The sequence below is a fragment of the Bacillus sp. FSL W8-0519 genome, from assembly GCF_038005585.1.
GTDB classification, from domain to species: Bacteria; Bacillota; Bacilli; order Bacillales; family Bacillaceae_G; genus Bacillus_A; species Bacillus_A paranthracis.
In genome coordinates this window covers 4,513,333-4,532,580 of record NZ_JBBOTL010000001.1, presented here as the reverse complement: position 1 = coordinate 4,532,580, position 19,248 = coordinate 4,513,333, and the positions used below count along the sequence as shown (strand labels likewise).

At 35.9% G+C, this 19,248-nt stretch carries 24 protein-coding genes and 1 pseudogene; 14 read left to right on the top strand and 11 right to left on the bottom strand.

The features are described from left to right. Window positions 1–87 precede the first annotated feature (87 nt). From NST14_RS23815 to NST14_RS23790, 6 genes and pseudogenes are all read left to right on the top strand, one after another. Window positions 88–501 (top strand): MerR family transcriptional regulator, encoded by a 414-nt coding sequence (locus NST14_RS23815; protein ID WP_000276595.1) that lies wholly within the window; start codon window positions 88–90, stop codon window positions 499–501. Next, window positions 491–1,398 (top strand): annotated as a pseudogene (locus NST14_RS23810) (DMT family transporter). Before NST14_RS23815 ends, NST14_RS23810 begins: the two are co-directional and overlap by 11 nt. A 57-nt stretch (window positions 1,399–1,455) precedes the next feature. Beyond that, on the top strand, window positions 1,456–2,004 hold the full coding sequence (locus NST14_RS23805; protein WP_000494672.1) for a GNAT family N-acetyltransferase: 549 nt from the start codon (window positions 1,456–1,458) through the stop codon (window positions 2,002–2,004). Further along, window positions 2,001–2,492, top strand: coding sequence for a GNAT family N-acetyltransferase (locus NST14_RS23800; RefSeq protein ID WP_001003093.1), 492 nt, complete (start codon window positions 2,001–2,003; stop codon window positions 2,490–2,492). The genes NST14_RS23805 and NST14_RS23800 overlap by 4 nt, the downstream gene beginning before the upstream one ends. Window positions 2,493–2,570: 78 nt before the next feature. Further along, complete coding sequence (locus NST14_RS23795; RefSeq protein WP_001010634.1) at window positions 2,571–2,975, top strand: PH domain-containing protein; 405 nt, start codon at window positions 2,571–2,573, stop codon at window positions 2,973–2,975. Beyond that, a complete protein-coding gene (locus NST14_RS23790; protein WP_000878351.1) occupies window positions 2,972–3,154 on the top strand; it encodes a hypothetical protein in 183 nt (60 codons plus the stop codon). The genes NST14_RS23795 and NST14_RS23790 overlap by 4 nt, the downstream gene beginning before the upstream one ends. A gap of 45 nt (window positions 3,155–3,199) precedes the next feature. Here NST14_RS23790 and NST14_RS23785 read toward each other — a convergent pair whose 3' ends face one another. Beyond that, window positions 3,200–4,315, bottom strand: coding sequence for an aminopeptidase (locus tag NST14_RS23785; RefSeq protein ID WP_000654722.1), 1,116 nt, complete (start codon window positions 4,313–4,315; stop codon window positions 3,200–3,202). A 187-nt stretch (window positions 4,316–4,502) separates the two neighbouring features. On the opposite strand from NST14_RS23785, the gene NST14_RS23780 reads away from it, so the two are divergent. The 4 genes from NST14_RS23780 to ccpA all read left to right on the top strand — a co-directional run bounded on the left by NST14_RS23780 (window position 4,503) and on the right by ccpA (window position 8,026). Beyond that, window positions 4,503–5,015, top strand: a complete 513-nt coding sequence (locus NST14_RS23780) for a DUF948 domain-containing protein (protein WP_001197726.1) — start codon at window positions 4,503–4,505, stop codon at window positions 5,013–5,015. Continuing rightward, a complete protein-coding gene (gene ytxJ / locus NST14_RS23775; RefSeq protein ID WP_001057466.1) occupies window positions 5,015–5,341 on the top strand; it encodes a bacillithiol system redox-active protein YtxJ in 327 nt (108 codons plus the stop codon). Before NST14_RS23780 ends, ytxJ begins: the two co-directional genes overlap by 1 nt. Window positions 5,342–5,458: 117 nt before the next feature. Continuing rightward, window positions 5,459–6,475 carry a CamS family sex pheromone protein gene (locus NST14_RS23770; protein ID WP_229143047.1) on the top strand — a complete coding sequence of 339 codons (1,017 nt, stop codon included), beginning with the start codon at window positions 5,459–5,461 and terminating at the stop codon, window positions 6,473–6,475. A gap of 552 nt (window positions 6,476–7,027) precedes the next feature. Continuing rightward, the gene (gene ccpA, locus NST14_RS23765) at window positions 7,028–8,026 is read left to right on the top strand and encodes a catabolite control protein A (RefSeq protein ID WP_001103296.1); all 999 of its coding nucleotides are present in this window, start codon (window positions 7,028–7,030) and stop codon (window positions 8,024–8,026) included. Window positions 8,027–8,061: 35 nt separating this feature from the next. Here the strand turns inward: ccpA and NST14_RS23760 are convergent, their stop codons facing one another. The 3 genes from NST14_RS23760 to dhp61 all read right to left on the bottom strand — a co-directional run bounded on the left by NST14_RS23760 (window position 8,062) and on the right by dhp61 (window position 9,039). Further along, window positions 8,062–8,424 (bottom strand): DUF4288 domain-containing protein, encoded by a 363-nt coding sequence (locus NST14_RS23760; protein WP_229143069.1) that lies wholly within the window; start codon window positions 8,422–8,424, stop codon window positions 8,062–8,064. A gap of 1 nt (window position 8,425) precedes the next feature. Continuing rightward, window positions 8,426–8,662 (bottom strand): DUF3949 domain-containing protein, encoded by a 237-nt coding sequence (locus tag NST14_RS23755; protein WP_000637881.1) that lies wholly within the window; start codon window positions 8,660–8,662, stop codon window positions 8,426–8,428. An 80-nt stretch (window positions 8,663–8,742) separates the two neighbouring features. After that, window positions 8,743–9,039 (bottom strand): protein Dhp61, encoded by a 297-nt coding sequence (dhp61, locus tag NST14_RS23750; RefSeq protein ID WP_000456865.1) that lies wholly within the window; start codon window positions 9,037–9,039, stop codon window positions 8,743–8,745. Between the two features lie 152 nt (window positions 9,040–9,191). Here dhp61 and NST14_RS23745 point away from each other — a divergent pair, with 152 nt between their 5' ends. Continuing rightward, on the top strand, window positions 9,192–9,464 hold the full coding sequence (locus NST14_RS23745; RefSeq protein ID WP_000636593.1) for a DUF3917 domain-containing protein: 273 nt from the start codon (window positions 9,192–9,194) through the stop codon (window positions 9,462–9,464). Between the two features lie 50 nt (window positions 9,465–9,514). Here NST14_RS23745 and mscL read toward each other — a convergent pair whose 3' ends face one another. From mscL to NST14_RS23725, 4 genes are all read right to left on the bottom strand, one after another. Beyond that, complete coding sequence (mscL, locus tag NST14_RS23740; protein WP_000267019.1) at window positions 9,515–9,919, bottom strand: large-conductance mechanosensitive channel protein MscL; 405 nt, start codon at window positions 9,917–9,919, stop codon at window positions 9,515–9,517. Between the two features lie 128 nt (window positions 9,920–10,047). Then, window positions 10,048–10,974, bottom strand: a complete 927-nt coding sequence (locus tag NST14_RS23735) for a Gfo/Idh/MocA family protein (RefSeq protein WP_061536129.1) — start codon at window positions 10,972–10,974, stop codon at window positions 10,048–10,050. 154 nt (window positions 10,975–11,128) lie between these two features. Further along, complete coding sequence (locus tag NST14_RS23730) at window positions 11,129–12,259, bottom strand: RNA-guided endonuclease InsQ/TnpB family protein (RefSeq protein WP_061185372.1); 1,131 nt, start codon at window positions 12,257–12,259, stop codon at window positions 11,129–11,131. A gap of 709 nt (window positions 12,260–12,968) precedes the next feature. Continuing rightward, window positions 12,969–13,649 (bottom strand): ankyrin repeat domain-containing protein, encoded by a 681-nt coding sequence (locus tag NST14_RS23725; protein ID WP_048557726.1) that lies wholly within the window; start codon window positions 13,647–13,649, stop codon window positions 12,969–12,971. A gap of 149 nt (window positions 13,650–13,798) precedes the next feature. Here NST14_RS23725 and NST14_RS23720 point away from each other — a divergent pair, with 149 nt between their 5' ends. The 3 genes from NST14_RS23720 to NST14_RS23710 all read left to right on the top strand — a co-directional run bounded on the left by NST14_RS23720 (window position 13,799) and on the right by NST14_RS23710 (window position 16,335). After that, complete coding sequence (locus NST14_RS23720; RefSeq protein WP_000023851.1) at window positions 13,799–15,253, top strand: sensor histidine kinase; 1,455 nt, start codon at window positions 13,799–13,801, stop codon at window positions 15,251–15,253. A gap of 1 nt (window position 15,254) precedes the next feature. Next, window positions 15,255–15,944 (top strand): response regulator transcription factor, encoded by a 690-nt coding sequence (locus NST14_RS23715; protein ID WP_001993852.1) that lies wholly within the window; start codon window positions 15,255–15,257, stop codon window positions 15,942–15,944. 118 nt (window positions 15,945–16,062) lie between these two features. Further along, entirely contained in the window at window positions 16,063–16,335 is a 273-nt protein-coding gene (locus NST14_RS23710) for a hypothetical protein (protein WP_000502330.1), read from the top strand. 51 nt (window positions 16,336–16,386) lie between these two features. Here NST14_RS23710 and NST14_RS23705 read toward each other — a convergent pair whose 3' ends face one another. The 3 genes from NST14_RS23705 to NST14_RS23695 form a co-directional block, all read right to left on the bottom strand. Beyond that, on the bottom strand, window positions 16,387–17,262 hold the full coding sequence (locus NST14_RS23705; RefSeq protein WP_001998432.1) for an alpha/beta fold hydrolase: 876 nt from the start codon (window positions 17,260–17,262) through the stop codon (window positions 16,387–16,389). Window positions 17,263–17,434: 172 nt separating this feature from the next. Further along, the gene (acuC, locus tag NST14_RS23700) at window positions 17,435–18,601 is read right to left on the bottom strand and encodes an acetoin utilization protein AcuC (protein WP_000092806.1); all 1,167 of its coding nucleotides are present in this window, start codon (window positions 18,599–18,601) and stop codon (window positions 17,435–17,437) included. Beyond that, a complete protein-coding gene (locus NST14_RS23695) occupies window positions 18,598–19,242 on the bottom strand; it encodes an acetoin utilization AcuB family protein (protein ID WP_000634568.1) in 645 nt (214 codons plus the stop codon). Before NST14_RS23695 ends, acuC begins: the two co-directional genes overlap by 4 nt. Between the last annotated feature and the right edge of the window lie 6 nt (window positions 19,243–19,248).

Here is a 19,248-nt window from a genome sequence, read left to right as displayed (position 1 = left end):
TCATATATAGTGGATTTTTATTTCTGTATTGACCTAGAGCTAACTCTAGGTTGTAAGATGAATATGTAAAAACAAGGGGGAGAGAACATGTATAAAATCGGTGAAGTAGCAGAATTAACAGGGATGGGTATTCATACTTTGCGTTACTATGAGAAATTAGGATTATTACCACCACCAACGCGAAATAGCGGGATTCGTCAATATACAGAAGGTGATGTGCGCCTATTAAAATTTTTATGTTCATTAAAACAAACTGGAATGTCATTAGAAGAGATGGCTGAGTTTGCAAGTGATGGATGCATTATAGAGGAAATTAGGCAGAGGAAAGAGGAAGTGCCAGCGAAAGTAAAAAAGAGAATTTCAATTTTAACAACTCATTTAGAAAGATTAAAAGAACAGCAAGAACAATTGCGAAAAGTTGTCCAGCTAACAGAAGAGAAGTTAGAAATCTATTACGGTTTTCTAGAAGGAAAAGACTTGGAGGCCGACAATGAAAAATAAAGTATATGCGCAGTTATTAGGATTTGCGATATTTACTGGTGGAACATTTAATGCTTCGAAATATGCGGTGCAGTATTTCGAAGCGATTCATATAGCAGCATGGCGTTTTGGGATTGCTGCATTTGTGATGTTATGTCTGTTAAAAATACGAAAAGATTTTGAGGTGGAGGTATGGAGGCAAAACAGGATCTATTACCTTTTGTTAGGCATTGTTGGTGTATATTCGGTTTTAACTTCTTTTTTTTTTTAGGAATGAAACATACAGAAGCTATGAATGGTGCACTTATTATGGCGACAAACCCGCTTGTTACGACGCTGTTAGCAAGTGTTATTTTACGGGAGAAAATAGTAAAGCGCCAAGGTATTGGAATGTTACTTGCACTAATTGGTGTTGTTTTTGTGCTTACGCAAGGTTCGTTTACCGCAATACAAAATTTATCATTTTCAAAAGGGGATTTTTATATTTTATTAGGAAATATTTGCTGGGCGTTATACGGTGTACTAGGCAGAAAGTTTATTAAAACTGGTAATCCAATACAAACGACGACATATACGATGACTATTGGTGCACTTGCCTTTATGATCATATCTTCTACACAAAAAAGTATAGTAACAGTTTTAGAAATTCCTTTGTTGGCATGGGGAGCGATTCTCTTTATGGCAATTGGAATGAGTGTGCTTGGTTACTTATGGTGGAATAATGGAATTGCTCAAATTGGTGCAGCAAGGACATCTTTATTTTTTAATCTAGTGCCTGTAGTTACAATGATTATTTCTTTTTTAGAGGGAGTAAATATAGCACCCGCACAATGTATAGGGATGCTATTGGTTATTACGGGAGTATTGTGTTCATCAGGTTTTATACAAATAAAATCAAAAGAAAGTGTGAATATTTAACATTTTTCGTTTAGAAATGTTAGAATAATAAGAAAAATGAAAAGGGAGCTAAAAAACATGTTCACACTCCGGGTAGATGACGAAATCGAACTACAATTACTAGAAAAACATCATAAAGAGGAACTATATCAATTAATAAATCAAAACCGTAATCATTTAAGAAGATGGCTTCCTTGGGTAGATGGGACGAAATCTGCTGATGCTTATAATGAGATTTGTCCGATGTGGTTAAAGAAGTTTGCAGAGGGAGACGGTTTTGAAAGTGGTATACGTTATAAAGGAAAGCTCGTTGGGATGGTAGGTATTCATCCAGTGAGCTGGGGGAAGAAAGCGGCGAGTCTTGGATATTATCTTGCAGAAGATGCTGGCGGGAAAGGTATTATGACGCGTAGCGTGAAGGCTGTACTTCACTATGCATTTGAGAATTTAAAATTAAATAAAATGGAAATTAGATGCGGTGTTGAAAATGTGAAAAGCCGCGCGATCCCAGAGCGTTTAGGATTTAAGTTAGATGGTATTTTAAGAGATGAAGAATGGCTATACGATCACTTCCACGATATCGCTGTATATAGTTTATTAGCTTCAGAGTGGAAGGAGATTCGATGAACGAGAAGATTCATATTGTTCCGTATGAAAGTACATTTCAAGAGGAAGTAGTAAACCTTATCGTTCATATTCAGCAAAAAGAGTACAATGTCCCCATTATGAAAGAAGAGCAGCCGGACCTGCTTGAAATAGAAACATTTTATCAAAGGAATCATGGCAACTTTTGGGTAGCAATTTATGATGGTAAAGTAGTTGGAACAGTAGCTTTATTAGATATTGGGAATCATCAAGTAGCGTTAAGAAAAATGTTCGTAAAAAAAGAATTTCGGGGAAAAGAGTGGGGTGCATCACATAAGTTGCTCCAAACAGCAATTTCGTGGGCTGAGAATAAAAAGCTGAAGGATATTTACTTAGGAACGACAGTGAAATTTTTAGCGGCGCATCGCTTTTATGAAAAGAATGGTTTTGAAAGTGTGAGTATAGATGAGTTGCCAAAAAGTTTTCCAGTGTTGCAGGTGGATAAGAAATTTTATAGATATATTGTTTAAGAAGGTCATGTAGAAATGGCCTTTTTTTTATGAACTAAAATGGAAAAAGTGGTATAATTTAGGTTAGGGGGTGCGTGTATGAACTTTCCGATTCAAAGAAGTAAGTCAGTAGTCATTTTCGTTTGTCTCACGTTAGCTTTTATGTTTGTGTATCCACTCGTCATGATTGTCGCAAATAAAGAGCAGTGGATGACAGCGTTAATTGGGATGAGTTTATGCTTCCTTGTTAATGTACCACTCGTTTGGGAAGTATTTATTAAAAAGCATAAAGTAGAAGATGGTGTATTAAAGTACGGTATTTTAAATGATGATGTTGTATTAAAAGATATAAGAGTTGTTCGTCAAGTTGGAAACTACCTTGAAATTACGACGAATGCATACAAAGTACATATGGTTGCGATGCCGCAACATATGACTGAATTTTTGGCACTTATTGAGAAAGAGAATCCACATGTGAAAATAGAAATGGTAGGGAAGAAATGAAATATGTAAAACCTTTGTTTTGCTTGGAAATATTATTTGTACTTGTTGGTTGCACTAGAGTATATATGAAATGGGATCTGCCTTTATATGTTCCTATATTGATTGGTACTATTGCAGTGGCGCTTTTGTATTATTTTCACTTCCAGCAAACAAAAAGTGAGAAAAGTAGCTCAATATAGAGTGAAGATAAAAAAACGCTCGGAAAAAATCCCGAGCGTTTTTCATTATTTTAAGTTCTCTGGGTTTAAAGCTTCTAATTCAGGTACAACGAAGCGTCCGTCTTTACGGATTAGTACGTCGTCGAAGTAAATTTCGCCGCCGCCGTATTCAGGGCGTTGGATGCATACTAAATCCCAGTGAATGTTCGAGTTGTTACCGTTCCATGCATCGTCGTAAGCTTGTCCAGGAGTGAAGTGGAAGCTGCCATCGATTTTTTCATCGAATAGGATGTCTCCCATTGGATGTAAGATGTATGGGTTTACGCCAATTGCGAACTCACCAACGTAGCGTGCGCCTTCGTCTGTATCGAAGATTTTGTTAATGCGTTCTGAATCGTTTGCAGTTGCTTCAACGATTTGGCCGTTCTCGAATTTAAGTTGTACATTTTCAAATGTATAACCGTTGTAAGGAGATGGCGTGTTGTAAGAAACTGTACCGTTAACAGAATCACGAACTGGTGCAGAGTATACTTCACCGTCTGGAATGTTTAAATGACCTGAGCATTTAATTGCTGGAATGTCTTTAATAGAGAATGTTAAGTCAGTTCCAGGTCCAGTTAGGCGCACTTTATCTGTTTTATTCATTAATGTAACAAGGCTATCCATCGCCTTATCCATTTTACCGTAGTCTAAGTTACATACTTCGAAGTAGAAGTCTTCGAAAGCTTCTGTGCTCATTTTCGCAAGCTGTGCCATAGAAGCATTTGGGTAGCGAAGAACAACCCAGCGTGTTTTTGGAACGCGAATGTCTCTATGAACTTTCTTACCAACTGTTTGACCGTGAATTTGCATTCTTTCACTTGGCACGTCAGCTTGTTCGTTAATGTTATCGCCAGAGCGAAGACCGATATAAGCGTCCATATCTTTCATTACGTTTGCTTCATAGGCTGCGATTTGTTCAAAATGTTCTTCAGTAGCACCCATTAATAAAGAGCGATCTACTTGATGATCTTTTAAAGAAACGAATGGGAAACCACCAGCTGCATATGCTTCTTTAACAAGTGCAGTTACAAGTTCTTTTTGTAAGCCAAAGTTTTCAATTAATACTTTTTCGCCTTTTTGTAAGCGAATAGAGTAGTTAATTAAATTGTATGCTAACTTTTCAATGCGTGGATCTTTCATATGTAAAGCCTCCCTACTAATTATGTATCCTCTCCTATTGTAACCTACTTAGTGGAATTTGTTGAATCATTTATGTTAAAGTTAACGAATAAGTATGAAAATTCTAATGGAAAGATAGGGATTAGAACGAAACGGAAAATGATTGTATAATAGGGGAAAGTATGAAAAAGATAAAGGAAGTGATGAAATGCAAGTTCTTTTATATGTAAGTGCAGCTATTATCGCGGTTGCTTTCGCTGTATTAGTAGTGTATGTATGCAGAACGTTGTTATCGGTTCAGAAGACGTTAGAAAACGTTGCAAGCACGTTAGAAGGTTTAGAAAAGCAAATGCAAGGGATTAGCGTAGAGACGGAGCAATTATTACATAAAACAAATGCGTTAGCTGATGACATTCAACAGAAGTCACAATCATTAAATAAAGTAGTATCGGGTGTAGATGGAATTGGAACGACAATCCATTCTTTAAATACGAAACTTCGTAATGTATCAGAGTCTGTTACGGATGAAATTGAAAATAATGCAGATAAAGTAGCGCAAGTTGTACAGTGGAGTAGCGCAGCAATTGAAGTATACAATCATTATCGTGCGACAAGACAAGAGAAAAAGGTTGAAAAAGAAGAACGTAAATTAGAAAGACTCGAGAAAAAAGCTGAAAAGAAAGAAAAGCGCTCTAGACTTCGTATGAGAGGTGAATCGTAATGAATATGACAAAACTTGAAACAATTGAAGAGCTTGAAGTACTAGTAGAAAAAAACGAGCCTTATGTTCTTTTTAAACATAGTACGACATGCCCGATTAGTCATGGTGCCTATACAGAATTTCAAGCTTATTGTAGTGAAGAAAGAGCGGTACCAGCGTATTACTTATACGTACAAGATGCGAGAGATGTTTCGAATCGTGTTGCAGAACAGTACAGCATTAAACATGAATCTCCGCAAGTGTTATACATAAAAGATGGGATGGTAGTATGGAATACGTCTCATTGGAACATAAAAAAAGATGCTTTAGAAGAGAATATTAAGTAAAAAGAAGCAAGCAAAAGGTGCTTGCTTCTTTTTTTTGTTTTTGTTGAAATATATTTAATGGTAAACTGTTAATAGTTCAAACTAAATAACTAGATTGTTGAAAGTAGGTTTTAAGTAATGAAGAAAATGGCATTATCCTTCGCAGTCGTAAGTTTATTACTAGGAGCTTGTAGTAATGATACGATTAGTAAGAAGGATGAAGTTATACAGAAAGATACGAAAGAAAAAAGCATGATTCCGAGAACTGCTGTTTCTAAAGATTATTATAGAACTGTAATTCCTTTAAAAGGACAAAAGGTTATAAATACAGCTAATGTAAAAACAAATTCTAAATTAGATTTAGCAGAGTATGAAAATGGTTTAATGAATATTGCAAAAGAGCAATTTGATACAGAAAACCATGTGCTTCAATTAAATCAGTATATTCCTGAGAAGTTAGTTGATGAACTAGTCGCAAAAGTAGAAGCACCCGTTTTGACAAATATTATAGAACAAGACTATTTCGGGAAACAGAATTCAAATGAATTAAGTTTATCTGGCGTTGTAATTGGGTTAGCTATGTCTTCAAGTGTATCCAATGAAGAGGCAATGTCTAAGGGGACTGAAGTTGCTAAGCAACTTATTGAAGCTATTCATAAAAATGACAAGTATAATAAATCCCCAATTACGTTTGCTATCTTTAAGCAAGAAAGTACAAGTTCTTTAAAAAATGGCACGTATATTGCTAGTGCTACCGTTCAAAAGAATGATACGAACCTTGGAAATTGGAATGCAATTGAAGAAAAAGCGTATTCATATCCTTCCGATGAATTTACACAAGCACATGGAGAAGATAATGAAAAAATAAATAAATTTGCTGAGGCAATGAAAGGTTTTTCTCCTGGAGACTTTATTCCAGTAAATGCTAAAGTTTCTTATAAGAAAAATCAAATGGATACATTAAATATGGATATTGTTATTAAATATAACGGTAAAACAGAATTAATGGCTCTTACTCAACTCGCCGCTCAAAGTATGTTAGACCAATTACCGAAAGATGCAAAAGTACAATTGCAGATAAAGTCCGAGAATAAAATTGAGGCAATTGTTATAAAAGAGAAAAACAGCGATAAACCGTTTGTTTCCTTCTTATAAAAAAAGACAGTGTTTAAACTGTCTTTTTTTACTGTAAATGAAAGGGGACGATGGGACAGGGCGTCACGTAATACGCTCCATATTTCCGCTGTACTAATTTCAATTTACCCCTTGTATTGTCGATGTAACGCATTCTACAGGGGGATGGGATCTTCTATTGCCAATTGTAGAGTACTTCCAGATCCAGCGCATCAAATGCCTATCATTGTCGATTTTTGTTGGTAAGTCGATATATTCAAAAAATCGCTGATATAAATTTCAATTACTAGCTAGTGTACTGCTTAAAATAAGATTTCTACTTATGAAACATCTATATTTTTACAAAAAATCCCCTTTTTTTCATGAAAAATACGAAAATACGAGAAAAGAAGCGAATTTTTTCGAAACTTTTGCGGGAAAATATTGTATGACCCTGCGTTTTTATCGTATCATTAGTAAAAGGAAGAACTCGGGACGATTGGTGGCATCTGCAAATAGAGTTGATGTCTTTTTTTCATTCAAGTAACCGATACATAAAAATAGATAGCAAAAATAGAAGGAGTGTGCGATGAGATGAACGTAACAATATATGATGTAGCGCGCGAAGCGAACGTTTCAATGGCTACCGTGTCACGCGTTGTGAACGGTAACCCAAATGTAAAGCCTACAACAAGAAAGAAAGTATTAGAAGCAATTGATCGTTTAGGATACCGCCCAAATGCGGTAGCACGTGGATTAGCAAGTAAGAAGACAACTACAGTAGGTGTTATTATTCCTGATATCTCAAATACGTTTTATGCAGAACTTGCTCGTGGAATTGAAGATATCGCAACAATGTACAAATATAACATCATTTTAAGTAACTCTGACCAAAACAAAGAGAAAGAGTTCCATTTATTAAATACGATGCTTGGAAAACAAGTGGACGGAATTGTTTTCATGGGTGAAGATATTACAGACATTCACATTGAAGAATTTAAAAAGTCTCCAGTACCAATCGTATTAGCAGCGTCATTTGATGAGCAAAATGAAACGCCATCAGTAAACATTGATTATACACAAGCAGCTTACGACGCAATGAAGCACTTTATTGAACAAGGACATAAGCGTATCGGTTTCGTCTCTGGTCCTTTCATTGATAAAGCGGGAAGCGCGAAGAAATTACAAGGTTATAAAAAAGCTCTAGAAGAAGCAGGTATTTCATATGATGAAAATCTTGTAATCGATGGAGATTACACATATGACTCAGGTATCGAAGCATTCGAAAAGCTTTGGAGCCTTGATGAAAAGCCAACAGCGATCTTCGTATCTTCTGACGAAATGGCACTAGGTGTAATCCACGCAGCACAAGACACTGGATTAAATGTACCAACTGATGTAGAAGTACTTGGTTTCGATAATACACGCCTTGCATTAATGGTTCGTCCACAACTTTCAACAGTTGTACAACCGATGTATGATATCGGTGCAGTAGCAATGCGTCTATTAACAAAGTATATGAACAAAGAAAAAGTGGAAGATCACACTGTTATCTTACCTCACCGTATCCAATTTAGAGATTCAACGAAGTAAGTATAAAAAAAGCTCACAGCGATTGCTGTGAGCTTTTATTCGTATTCAGGATAGTATGCTTTTACTACAGTATCCACCGTTTCATTTTTCTTAACGTGTAAAAATCTTGCGTATAATTCTTTTCCAGTTTCAAATGGTGTATCGTCTAATTCAAACACATGTAATAGTTTTCGAAACGTCCACGTTACTTGCTCACCGTACATATTATCGTACGTATGCTCAGACTGTATAGCGATTTGTTCACCTAGTGTATGGGCCTCTTCAAAACTGTGTGCCTTAACAAGAATAATACTTTCTTCAAAAAGTGTATCGTGATTTTCTTCATAATGCTCATCCATTTTCGTAGGATTAGGCTCACCAGAATGAACAGATTCAAACAATAATTTTACAGCGTACATATTATGCTGCATGTTTCACTCTATAAATAATACTTGCGACAAGTGAAGCAGGTATTGTAAATACGTTACTTTGGTAATGGTAATGTATTTGGGATTCTTCATAAGACATGTTGTCATATAGTTCGTTTTGTGACATATTCATTTTCTTCTGTTTTTCTTTGAGTATTTTAATGTAGTTATACTGTATTGGGACGAGAATGATGAAATAGGCTAATACGATTAGTGAAATCCAAATCATTATGAACACTCCCTTATAAAGAATATTTGTATATAATAATTATATTAATTAATAGAAAAAATAACCATTTTTAATTGGGGCTAATTTTCTTCTAGAAATGCGAATAGTTCCTCTTGGTTGCTTAAATTGCGATCAATACATGTTTGTGCAACACATTTTAACCCTTGTAATAATGCTTCTATGTGCAAAGTATCGTACTGAATTGTATTTCCCTCTATCATCGTTTCGTCTTTTTCTAAGTTCATTGATATTTTTAGTACAGCTTTATTGCTTTGTAGATTTATAACTTCGATATAAAAAAACTGTTTGTCTAAGTCAATCGTAACATAATCGAATCGTTCGACTAAATCTAAATCCCCTACAGTAGTATATTCCAAATGAACCGCTCCTCATTATGTAAGTGTATGTTGTAATGTTTTCGCTACAATTGGGGGTATTCCTTGTTATATGTCACATAAGTGTAAAAATAACTATTATAGGGCAATGTCATGTATAATAGAAAGAAAAGGCTTGTGAGGGGGGAGAAGAGATGATCGTTCTTTGGATAATTACGCTTTGTATGACTGCTATTTTTGCATATATGACGTTAAAACAAAATGGTTTAAAGCGATTTGTTCCAGGAAGTATTCTTGCAGGAATTGCCCTTATCACGTATGTAATTTCTATTTTTATTGAAAGTGTATCGGTGGATATGAGCACAAGTTTAATGTTTATGGGAATTACACTATTTGCAAGTAGTATTATGGTACTTATGGTTGCTGGTATTATTTTATTTATTCATATGAATTCGGAAACGTTATAGCATATAAAAAAGGCATGTCCCTCTCGGGACATGCCTTTTTATCCGTTCAATTATGCTCTATCTTTAGAAGAGTTTTGCTGTTTTAGCAAGTCGCGAATTTCGCCAAGAAGAACTTCTTCTTTTGTTGGTTCTGGAATTTCTTCCTCTTTTTCTTCTTCTTCTTCTTTTCTAGATGTTAGTTTGTTGAACACTTTAACGAACATAAAGATAGCCGCTGCAATAATTAAGAAATCAAAAATTGTTTGGATGAAGTTACCGTACATAATAGATGACTTACCGAATGTAAGTTTTAAATCTGTAAAGTCAACGCCACCTAATACCATACCAAGTAATGGTGTAATAACATCTTTTACTAAAGAACTAACGATTTTACCGAATGCAGCACCGATTACAACCCCGACAGCTAAATCAACGACATTCCCTTTGAACGCGAATTTCTTAAACTCGTTCCACATGTGTTAATCCCATCCTTTCCACGATTCATTATGAAATTTATAATTCCTATCAACATATTCTATAGAAATTTTCGAGAGAAATAAAGAGGGAATGGGAATGAAAGTAAATTCTGAAAAATGTATCCGTTTTAATTTTTGTTTACATTATTCAGCAGAGATTGCAAAAGCTGCTGCGTTTTTAATCCTTCTAATCCATCTACAACAGGCTTTGTATCTCCTTGCACACATTCAATGAAATGATGAACAGCATCTTCAAAACCACGTTGTTTTAACGTCGTATCCCATGATGGGGAACCAATTTGAGAAACTGCATTTTCTTGCTCAACTTCAAATGTGTTCATGTTTTTTACGCGAATGATTTTTCCTGTTGTGACAAGTTCAATTTGTTCTAAATTTGTACCGGCATGGCGATGCATTGCGGTAGAAAGTAACAGTCCACTTGGCGTTGTATATGTATGATGTCCGTAAAGAAGTTCATTCTTTTCATTGATTTGCATCATATTATGAACGACGTTAAGCTCATCGTTAGCTAACCAGCGAGCAGTATCTACAATATGTAAGTAATCATCTAACATCGTAAAGTCGTACGTATAGGGCCCGACTTTATTTGTACGATGCTTTTCAATTCGAATCCATGAAATATGATGAGCTTGCTCTTTTGCCGCAACATACATAGGAACGAAGCGGCGATTAAATCCGACCATTAACTTTCGGTTATATTTTTCGCTCAACTCGACTAGTTTTTCAGCCTGTTCCACTGTAGCAGCTAGCGGCTTATCTACGTAAACATCGATTCCTTTTTTCAGAAGTTCAGAAACGATTTCATAATGAGTAGCAGTTGAACTATGAACGAAGATTGCATCACATTCTGAAGCTAACGTTTCAATAGAATGGAATTCTTGAATGCGGTATTGCTGACAAATTTGTTTCCTTTTCTCTGCGTTAGGTGTAAACGCCCCTACAAAATTCCAATCTGTTTCTTTTGTAAGTGTTGGAAGATAGGCTTTTTGTGCGATACTTCCAAGTCCAATCATCCCAATTTTAGGTTTGTTCATGTGTATTCCCACCGATACGATAAACTTAACTAAATCTATACAATTTAATCAAATTTATACAAGTTAGTGCTTCATCGTGTTCTCGCAGCCCCAAAGGGACGAGGGGTATAACACTCCACACGAGGCAGTATCGTTACCTCCTATTATCAAGCATTTATTTTACCCATCTTGATAAATTTATCGCAGCATTTACATCCCTATCGTGATAGCTATTGCATGAAGCACAACGCCATTCACGAATCTTTAAACTCCACTGTCCTTCTGGTTGAACCGAATGGTCGTATTTTACGCCGCAACATGAGCAAATCTTGCTTGAGGCGAACCATTTATCAGCTTTTTCATACGCAATGCCGTACTTCTCGCACTTGTATGATAAACATTGAAAGAAGAAGTTTAATTTTTGAAAGGAAAGTGCCTTCGATAGTTTTTTGTTTTTTAACAGGTTCGAAATAGATAAGTCTTCCACAACAATCCTCATTGGTTTGGTTTTCACCAATTTAGCTGTTGCTTGATGGATATGGTTATTTCGGATATTCATAATTTTCCTAGATAACCGCAGGTGCTCAGCTTTCGCTTTTTCATATCCGGCAGACTGAATTTTCACACCTTTTTTAAATCTCCTAGACATATCTCTTTGCGCTGACTTTTTCCTTTTCAAAAGTTTTTTAACCTTAGCATCTTTGTTTATATTTCGTTCTTTCATACCATTAGAAGCTACAAAAAGTTCTTTTAAACCAACATCCACACCAATCGACTCATTCGTTAGTTCTTGTGATTCAAAGTCTTCTTGGAACCCTACACTAATCCACCAGTGACGACCATCAAAGGTAACTCTTGGATTGGATGGTTTTTTATTTCTTGGTAGTTGTTGGCTTGTTTTCACTTCTCCAATAGACTGAATATGAACGACTTTCTTTCCTATAACCAGTCTTTCATAATTGGCATAAAATCCTTGGATTACATCTTTTTTGGATTTATAAGAAGTGTGATAACCATTTTTGTACTTTTTGAACGAATGTTTTCTCGCCGTATCAAAATCTTTTGAAGCCTGTTTGGGAACTTGTGCATTAATTTCTTTTAACCACTCATATCTCTTTCGCTTCTTGATCTTTGTAAATCGTTTCTGTAAAGCTAACTGTGAAACAGATTTTCCAAATAGCTTATAGTATCTATCACTCATTCTTTTACAATAGTTATAAGCAAATCTTGCAGCGCCAGCATGGTTTCTAAGCAACTTTTCTTGTTCAGGCGTTGGAATCAGTCTAACTTTCTTCGCCAATATCATCAGAATGTAACTCCTTTAATGAAAGATTTGTTCTTCTGAATCGTAGCGTGTTCCACCAGCATTCTCCTGAGACTACTCGGATGCAAACCTGTTAATTCTGATACTTGACTAACTCGTAAAAATTTCATTATCATTCTTACCTCATTAAATTCACAATAGCACATACGTTCGATAAATTCAATGCGGTTTGATAGATTTAATTAAATGTATCTCGTTCAACTAAGGGCGCAATTCCTTAGCCAGTTCTCTTATGAACTTCTCATGTTTTCACATGAGCGCAGACTATATGTTTATCTACTTAGAGATAGAGGATTTTTCCATCACCATAGGCTTGTGATGTACTCTCGCCAGTTATACGAGATAGTCGTTGAACGTTCATCTTATCCATTTTGACTTAGATGATTCGAGGCGGAAGACCCATTGTTCTAGTGTTTAGGATTTAACCTTGCACAATCTGATTGATTTTTTCTGCTTTCGCGACATTCACGCTCGCTATTTCTAGCCACGTTGTAGTTCAATCAGCTTTAGGGATTGCCCGCAGTTAACCCTCACTACTAGCCAATCACTTGACTAGCAGGGCTTACTGATATATTTAATTAACTTTCGTTATAATTGGTTAAATAAATCGTAACAGTTAGTTACCCTATTAATATTAATATAACGGCTTAAATGTAGCATAGGGCGGGGAAGGAAAGCAAAAATTAGCGTTTTACTTATGTTCTTCTAACAAAATCTTCTCTATCTCTTTAAAGTGATGAGCACGAGCATGCTCTAGCAGAGTAACACCATCATTATCTGGAATGTTTACATCTGCACCGTGCTCAATAAGAAGGCGGATAACTTGTTGTTGTGTTTCATCTCCGTTGCTTAGTACGATGGCTTCCATTAAAGCTGTCCACCCGAGATTATTGACATGGTTTACATCGATATTTGTTCGCATGAGGAGTTCTTTTATAACATCAATATAACCATGTTCTGAGGCAGGGATAAGGGCCGTTCCGCCGTAACGATTCGTAAGTGTTGGATCTGCGCCGGCATCAATCGTTAGTTTTAAAATATCCAAGTAACCTTCTGCCCCGGCGTATAGAAAGGGATTGTTTTTCATATCATCTTGGATATTTACGTCAGCACCAGCTTCGATAAGCGCTTTTGCGGTTTTTACATCATTTTTGTATGTAGCAATCATAAGAGGGGTGCGTCCTTTATTGTCTGTTATATTTATGTCAGCCCCTTTTTTGAGTAACGATATAACAGTATTCGTTTCTTGTTTCTCAGTAGCTGTTAGTAGCGCTGTCTCCATGTTTATCATCTCCTTTTTAACTTCTTGTTCTTGCGAGCAACCTTGCAAAAAAATTACGCAACATATCATGCTTACTGTTTTTTTGAACATGGAATTTCAACCTCCTCATTTCAACTGTAAAAGAAGAACATTAAATTTTTATAAACTGACGCTAAAATTACTATAAAATCGCTTGAGTATTTGAACATATATTTTTATGCTTATGAGTAATAAGGTTTGATAAAGTGAGGATGTAACATATGTCTATTAAAACAAGGTTTTTATTTTCTTATATCGCTGTCATTCTCGTTTCCATTACGCTTATATTAATCGCGGGATTTTTAATCGTTTTTTCGATAACAGGTGATTTGGAAGCAGTGAAAAATTTCTATAAAAGCTCCTATATTCAAAAGCCGCTTACGTCAGAAGAAGAGAATGTGTATATTGAGTTAAAGACGGCAGCAAAGAAACATCAATCGCAACTATTAGATGAATCATTCGTTTCATCACTTGAAAAAGAAGGGGTGAAAATCGTTGTAAGAAAGGGAGAAACCATTTCTTATGCTACAAAAGTACTTGAAAGTGGGGCTTTAAAGGAAGCTCTTCCGAAATTTGAATCAGCAAATATTAATAGTCGTGGTACAACGGAATTAGGCGATACATTTTATCGATATGTAAAGTTTGATTTTTATTTTCCTCAGGAAGAAGAGGGGAGTATATTTGTATTAAAGAAGCAAAGTTCATTTGTAGATCTTACACAAAAGTTATTTCCGATTTTGTTCGTATCACTTTTACTGTTAGCTATTTTACTTATTGGATTATTAAGTTACCTCGTCTCAAGAAGTGTTATAAAACCAATCTTTGTATTGAAAGATGCGACTGAAAAAATTAAAGAAGGAAATTTAGATTTTCAAATACCAGTTACATCGCACGATGAAATTGGGCAATTGAATCAAGGATTTGAGGAAATGAGGAAGAAATTAAAAGAATCGATAGAGATGCAAACGCAGTATGAAGAAAATCGAAAAGAGCTCATTTCAAACATCTCTCACGATTTAAAAACACCGATTACATCTATTATTGGATATGTAGAAGGAATAAAAGACGGAGTAGCAAATACGCCAGAAAAAATGGATAAGTATTTGACAACTATCCATACGAAAGCAAGACATATGGATACACTCATTGATGAATTATTTTTATTCTCAAAGCTCGATTTGAATCGAGTTCCCTTTCAGTTTGAAACGGTTGAATTAAATATGTTTATGCAAGAATTAATAGAAGAGATGCAGATGGATTTAAGTAAAGAAGGTATAGAAGTTAACTTACAATTACATGCATCACCACTTTATGTAAAGGCTGATTGCGAAAAGATAAATAGAGTGATATCAAATTTAATTCATAATAGTGTGAAATACATGGATAAAGAAGAAAAGAAAATTACTGTAACAGTATCGAGTGATAACAATAAAGTGATTGTGAAAGTAATGGACAACGGATCAGGTATAGAATCTGATACACTTCCTTATATTTTTGAACGTTTCTATCGTGCAGAGCAATCGAGAAATTCTAGTACAGGTGGAAGTGGACTTGGCTTAGCGATAGCGAAGCAAATTATTGAAGAACATGGCGGGGAAATTTGGGCGGAAAGCGAGCTTGGGGAAGGCACAAGCATTTTCTTCTCATTGGAAAAAGTAGAGAAATGTGGTGAGTAAATTGAAAAGAATTTTACTAATAGAAGATGAAGTAAGCATTGCAGAATTACAGCGAGATTATTTAGAAATTAATGATTTTCAAGTTGATGTCGAACATTCAGGAGAAACAGGTTTACAAATGGCCCTGCAAGAAGACTACGATTTAATTATTTTAGATATTATGCTTCCGAAAATGAATGGATTTGAAATTTGTAAGCAAATTCGAGCTATAAAAGATATTCCGATTTTACTTGTTTCAGCAAAAAAAGAAGATATAGATAAAATTCGCGGGCTCGGTTTAGGAGCGGATGATTATATAACGAAACCGTTTAGCCCGAGTGAATTAGTCGCAAGGGTAAAAGCACATATTTCTCGTTATGAAAGATTATTAGGAAATGTAAGTAAGCAACGCGATACGCTATATATTCACGGAATCTCTATTGATCAAAGGGCGAGGAAAGTTTTTATAAACAATGAAGAAGTTGCGTTTACAACGAAGGAATTTGATTTATTAACATTCTTTGTCACAAACCCAAATCAAGTATTAAATAAAGAACAGCTATTTGAACGTATTTGGGGATTAGACTCCGCTGGTGACTTAGCAACTGTTGTTGTTCATATTAGAAAGCTACGTGAAAAAATTGAAAGAGATCCAGCTCACCCGCAATATATTGAAACGGTATGGGGAGCTGGTTATCGTTTTAACGTGTAGGGAACCTGTCAAAGCTTTGGCAGGTTTTTTTATGTGATCAAAAGGGAAGGATAGGTAATTTATGTTAAAATATAAAAAGAGATAAAACATAGGAGAGTGTGAGAGGGCGTGCTACATTTTGGGGGATATATTAAAAGATAATAAATCAAACAAGATTTTAAAGATTGGAACTAATATCATACTTGTTTTATTACTAATAGGCGCAATACAAATGTTTTATGATGAAGATTCTACGAATGATCATTTCGGTGGGTTGTTTATGATGGTCTTTTTTGCAATTAAAATAGTTTCTAGTTTTCTAATAAGTTTAAAAGAAGGAGATAAAAAGGCAGTATTTATTGATTTAGGTTTAGTGGTTTTGTGTGTTCTTCTTTTAATTGTTACTAGTTGAAATATTTCTTTTGAAAAAAGCTCATAGTCTCATAGAGGCTGTGAGCTTTTTTTAATAATAACGGTACTGGCGTAATGATTTATAAAATGTTTGAGTGGTAGAAGTAAACAGAGTAGTTTCTTCTAAAAAAGGATAATGGTTGCTCTCCTCAAATGTCACAAAAGTAGAATCGCATATATCCTCATGTATCTCGATGGAATATTGAATAGGACACTGCACATCATATCTTCCGCATATAATAAGTGTCTTTGTTTGGATGGAAGGTAAATACTCTCTTAAATCAAATGAAGGATATTCATTGGCGAAAGCATTCATCCGGCTAATGGACATTGTTTTGTTGATTGGTTTACAAAAATAAGAGTTGTAGTTTTCTGGTTTAAACAATGATAATTTTGTTCTCTCAGTAGATAGTTCTTTCCGTTCCTCATTTGTAAGGTGAGGGCTTTTTAAATTTTCGATGAGCTGTTGCATATAATGAAACTGAGGATGTTCCGGATGATAAATACAAAATGGTGTTTCAGTATAGTTACTTGCTGCGGCTCCAACGACGACTAGTGATTGTAAGGATTTTGGATATGTGATTGCGTATAGAAGTCCAAGCATACCACCTGTTGAGTGGCCAGCGAAATGCCATATTGGAAGTTGTAATGCTTCTCGTATCGCTTCTAAATCGTGAATTGTTTCAATCATACTTAATTCGTTTTCTACCTGGGCTTTTGCTGAGTTACCAGCATCTCGTAAATTAATGAGCAATACACGATGCGTAGCAGTGAAAACATCCGCAAAGTAATCACCAGTCTCATTAAATTGCGAATAGTGATGTGTAATGCAAAGCGGTTCGCCACTGCCTTTAGTAAAAAGCTCGAATGTGCCACGTTTCGTGTTGACCATTTGTTGTTTCCACATAATATCACGACCTTTTCCCATAAAGTCCGTTAGTACATAAAAATATATCAGCGCAACTCGAAATATATCAGCGATTATCAAAATATATCGGCGCAACTAGGAATATATCAGCGATTATTAAAATATATCGACTTACCGACAGAAACCGACAATAAATAAAAGGAGGCTATTCAAAAACGAGCCTCCTTTTCGTTTAGTACAAAGATTTTTTCATATTATTCCGAATAATTTCAAGGGATTTCGCTACAGTTAATGCGTTCTTTTCTTCAATTTCTGGTTTGCGGGGGATAGGTTTATACATGTTGTCTGGATCTTCCCATGTGAGGGGAAGTTCTGTTTCTGCTTGTCCTTTCCAAGCGTCAATCCATTCTGGAGGGAGATAACCTGAGATGTTTTGGATGTTGTTCATTTCGAGCCAAATGAGTGCCCAAGCTCTTGGGACGACGCGCCAGTGGTCATAGCCACCGCCGCCTACAGCAATCCAGCGACCTTCGCAATATTCGTTAGCGATTTCGCGAGCGAGCTTCGGTATTTCACGATAAATACTCATCGTTGCGCAAAGGTGTGTAAGTGGGTCGTAGTAATGTGCGTCAGCACCATTTTGCGTTAAAATAATATCCGGTTTAAAGTATGCGGCCACTTCTCTTACGACAGTTCGATAGGAATCTAAAAACGATTCGTCTTCTGTAAAAGCATCGAGTGGAACGTTAAAAGAATAACTATAGCCATTACCTTGTCCTCGTTCGTTTACAGCGCCAGTTCCAGGGAATAAATATCGACCAGTTTCATGTAGTGAAATGGTGCATACGTTAGGATCGTCATAAAAGGACCACTGTACACCATCACCGTGATGAGCATCTGTATCAATATATAAAACGCGTAAACCGTATTTCTTCTGAATATATTTCATTGCGATGGAACTGTCGTTATAAATACAAAAGCCAGATGCCTTGCCGCGGAAGCCGTGATGTAAGCCGCCACCTAAATTAAGGGCGTGCTTTACTTTTCCAGAAAGAACAGCGTCAACAGCTGTTAATGTACCGCCAACGAGTAATGCGCTTGCTTCGTGCATATTTGGAAACATCGGTGTATCTTCTGTTCCGAGTCCATATGTCATTGCAATTGATTTTTCTAACTTTCCTTCTCCAGCACGTTTTACCGCATTTATGTACTCCTCTGTATGAATGTAGGCAATCTCTTCATCTGTAGCCATCCGTGGTGAGATGATTTGAGAAGGAGAGATGAAACCACCCTTTTGTAATAAATCGTACGTAAGTGTGACGCGCAGTTGGTTAAAAGGATGATCAGGGCTAAATGAATAGCCCCGAAAGTCATCCGAATAAATAAACGCGCTACTCATGCTTGCATCCCCATGATGTTTGGCCATAATACGCGGTAGCCTTCTGCTTCAAGTGCATCAATCACTTTTAGCGGATTCATCGTTTGAATGCGGAAAACGAGTACTTTATCATTCTCATCTTTTGCTGGGTAGACGAGAACGCTCACGATATTTATTTGTAACTCACTAAAAATAGCAACGACTTTTCCGAGAATGCCAGGTTCATTTTTTACTTGAATTTCAATTTGTGAACTCGGTTGATGTGCTCCTGTTAATTTCACTAACGTGTGCAGTACAGTAGATTCAGAAATAATTCCAACTAACTTTCCTGCCTTTGTAACAGGAAGACAGCCAATTTTATTTTCAAAAAATAAAGTAGCAATTTCCTCAACAAAGTCGAGAGGATGGCAAGTCATAACAGGATGTTTCATAATCAGTTCGAGCGGTTGCTTCAGCATATCGAGTGAAACTTGTTCATCTAAAATAGACGGACTTGCATCTCTTACATCCCGATCAGAAATAATGCCTACAACATGATTATTTTGATCGACAATTGGAATGTGCCGAATGCCTTTCGTGCGTATCGTTCGGATTGCTGTTTCGATTGTATCGTTTGGATGTAGTGTCACCACATCTTGATTCATAATTTCTTCTACAATCATTCCAGT

Coding starts and splice junctions, on each gene's coding strand:
- NST14_RS23815 (WP_000276595.1), top strand. CDS start 88: ATGTATAAAATCGGTGAAGTAGCAGAATTAACAGGGATGGGTATTCAT.
- NST14_RS23805 (WP_000494672.1), top strand. CDS start 1,456: ATGTTCACACTCCGGGTAGATGACGAAATCGAACTACAATTACTAGAA.
- NST14_RS23800 (WP_001003093.1), top strand. CDS start 2,001: ATGAACGAGAAGATTCATATTGTTCCGTATGAAAGTACATTTCAAGAG.
- NST14_RS23795 (WP_001010634.1), top strand. CDS start 2,571: ATGAACTTTCCGATTCAAAGAAGTAAGTCAGTAGTCATTTTCGTTTGT.
- NST14_RS23790 (WP_000878351.1), top strand. CDS start 2,972: ATGAAATATGTAAAACCTTTGTTTTGCTTGGAAATATTATTTGTACTT.
- NST14_RS23785 (WP_000654722.1), bottom strand. CDS start 4,315: ATGAAAGATCCACGCATTGAAAAGTTAGCATACAATTTAATTAACTAC.
- NST14_RS23780 (WP_001197726.1), top strand. CDS start 4,503: ATGCAAGTTCTTTTATATGTAAGTGCAGCTATTATCGCGGTTGCTTTC.
- ytxJ (WP_001057466.1), top strand. CDS start 5,015: ATGAATATGACAAAACTTGAAACAATTGAAGAGCTTGAAGTACTAGTA.
- NST14_RS23770 (WP_229143047.1), top strand. CDS start 5,459: ATGAAGAAAATGGCATTATCCTTCGCAGTCGTAAGTTTATTACTAGGA.
- ccpA (WP_001103296.1), top strand. CDS start 7,028: ATGAACGTAACAATATATGATGTAGCGCGCGAAGCGAACGTTTCAATG.
- NST14_RS23760 (WP_229143069.1), bottom strand. CDS start 8,424: ATGTACGCTGTAAAATTATTGTTTGAATCTGTTCATTCTGGTGAGCCT.
- NST14_RS23755 (WP_000637881.1), bottom strand. CDS start 8,662: ATGATTTGGATTTCACTAATCGTATTAGCCTATTTCATCATTCTCGTC.
- NST14_RS23745 (WP_000636593.1), top strand. CDS start 9,192: ATGATCGTTCTTTGGATAATTACGCTTTGTATGACTGCTATTTTTGCA.
- mscL (WP_000267019.1), bottom strand. CDS start 9,919: ATGTGGAACGAGTTTAAGAAATTCGCGTTCAAAGGGAATGTCGTTGAT.
- NST14_RS23735 (WP_061536129.1), bottom strand. CDS start 10,974: ATGAACAAACCTAAAATTGGGATGATTGGACTTGGAAGTATCGCACAA.
- NST14_RS23730 (WP_061185372.1), bottom strand. CDS start 12,259: ATGATATTGGCGAAGAAAGTTAGACTGATTCCAACGCCTGAACAAGAA.
- NST14_RS23725 (WP_048557726.1), bottom strand. CDS start 13,649: ATGTTCAAAAAAACAGTAAGCATGATATGTTGCGTAATTTTTTTGCAA.
- NST14_RS23720 (WP_000023851.1), top strand. CDS start 13,799: ATGTCTATTAAAACAAGGTTTTTATTTTCTTATATCGCTGTCATTCTC.
- NST14_RS23705 (WP_001998432.1), bottom strand. CDS start 17,262: ATGGGAAAAGGTCGTGATATTATGTGGAAACAACAAATGGTCAACACG.
- acuC (WP_000092806.1), bottom strand. CDS start 18,601: ATGAGTAGCGCGTTTATTTATTCGGATGACTTTCGGGGCTATTCATTT.
- NST14_RS23695 (WP_000634568.1), bottom strand. CDS start 19,242: ATGATTGTAGAAGAAATTATGAATCAAGATGTGGTGACACTACATCCA.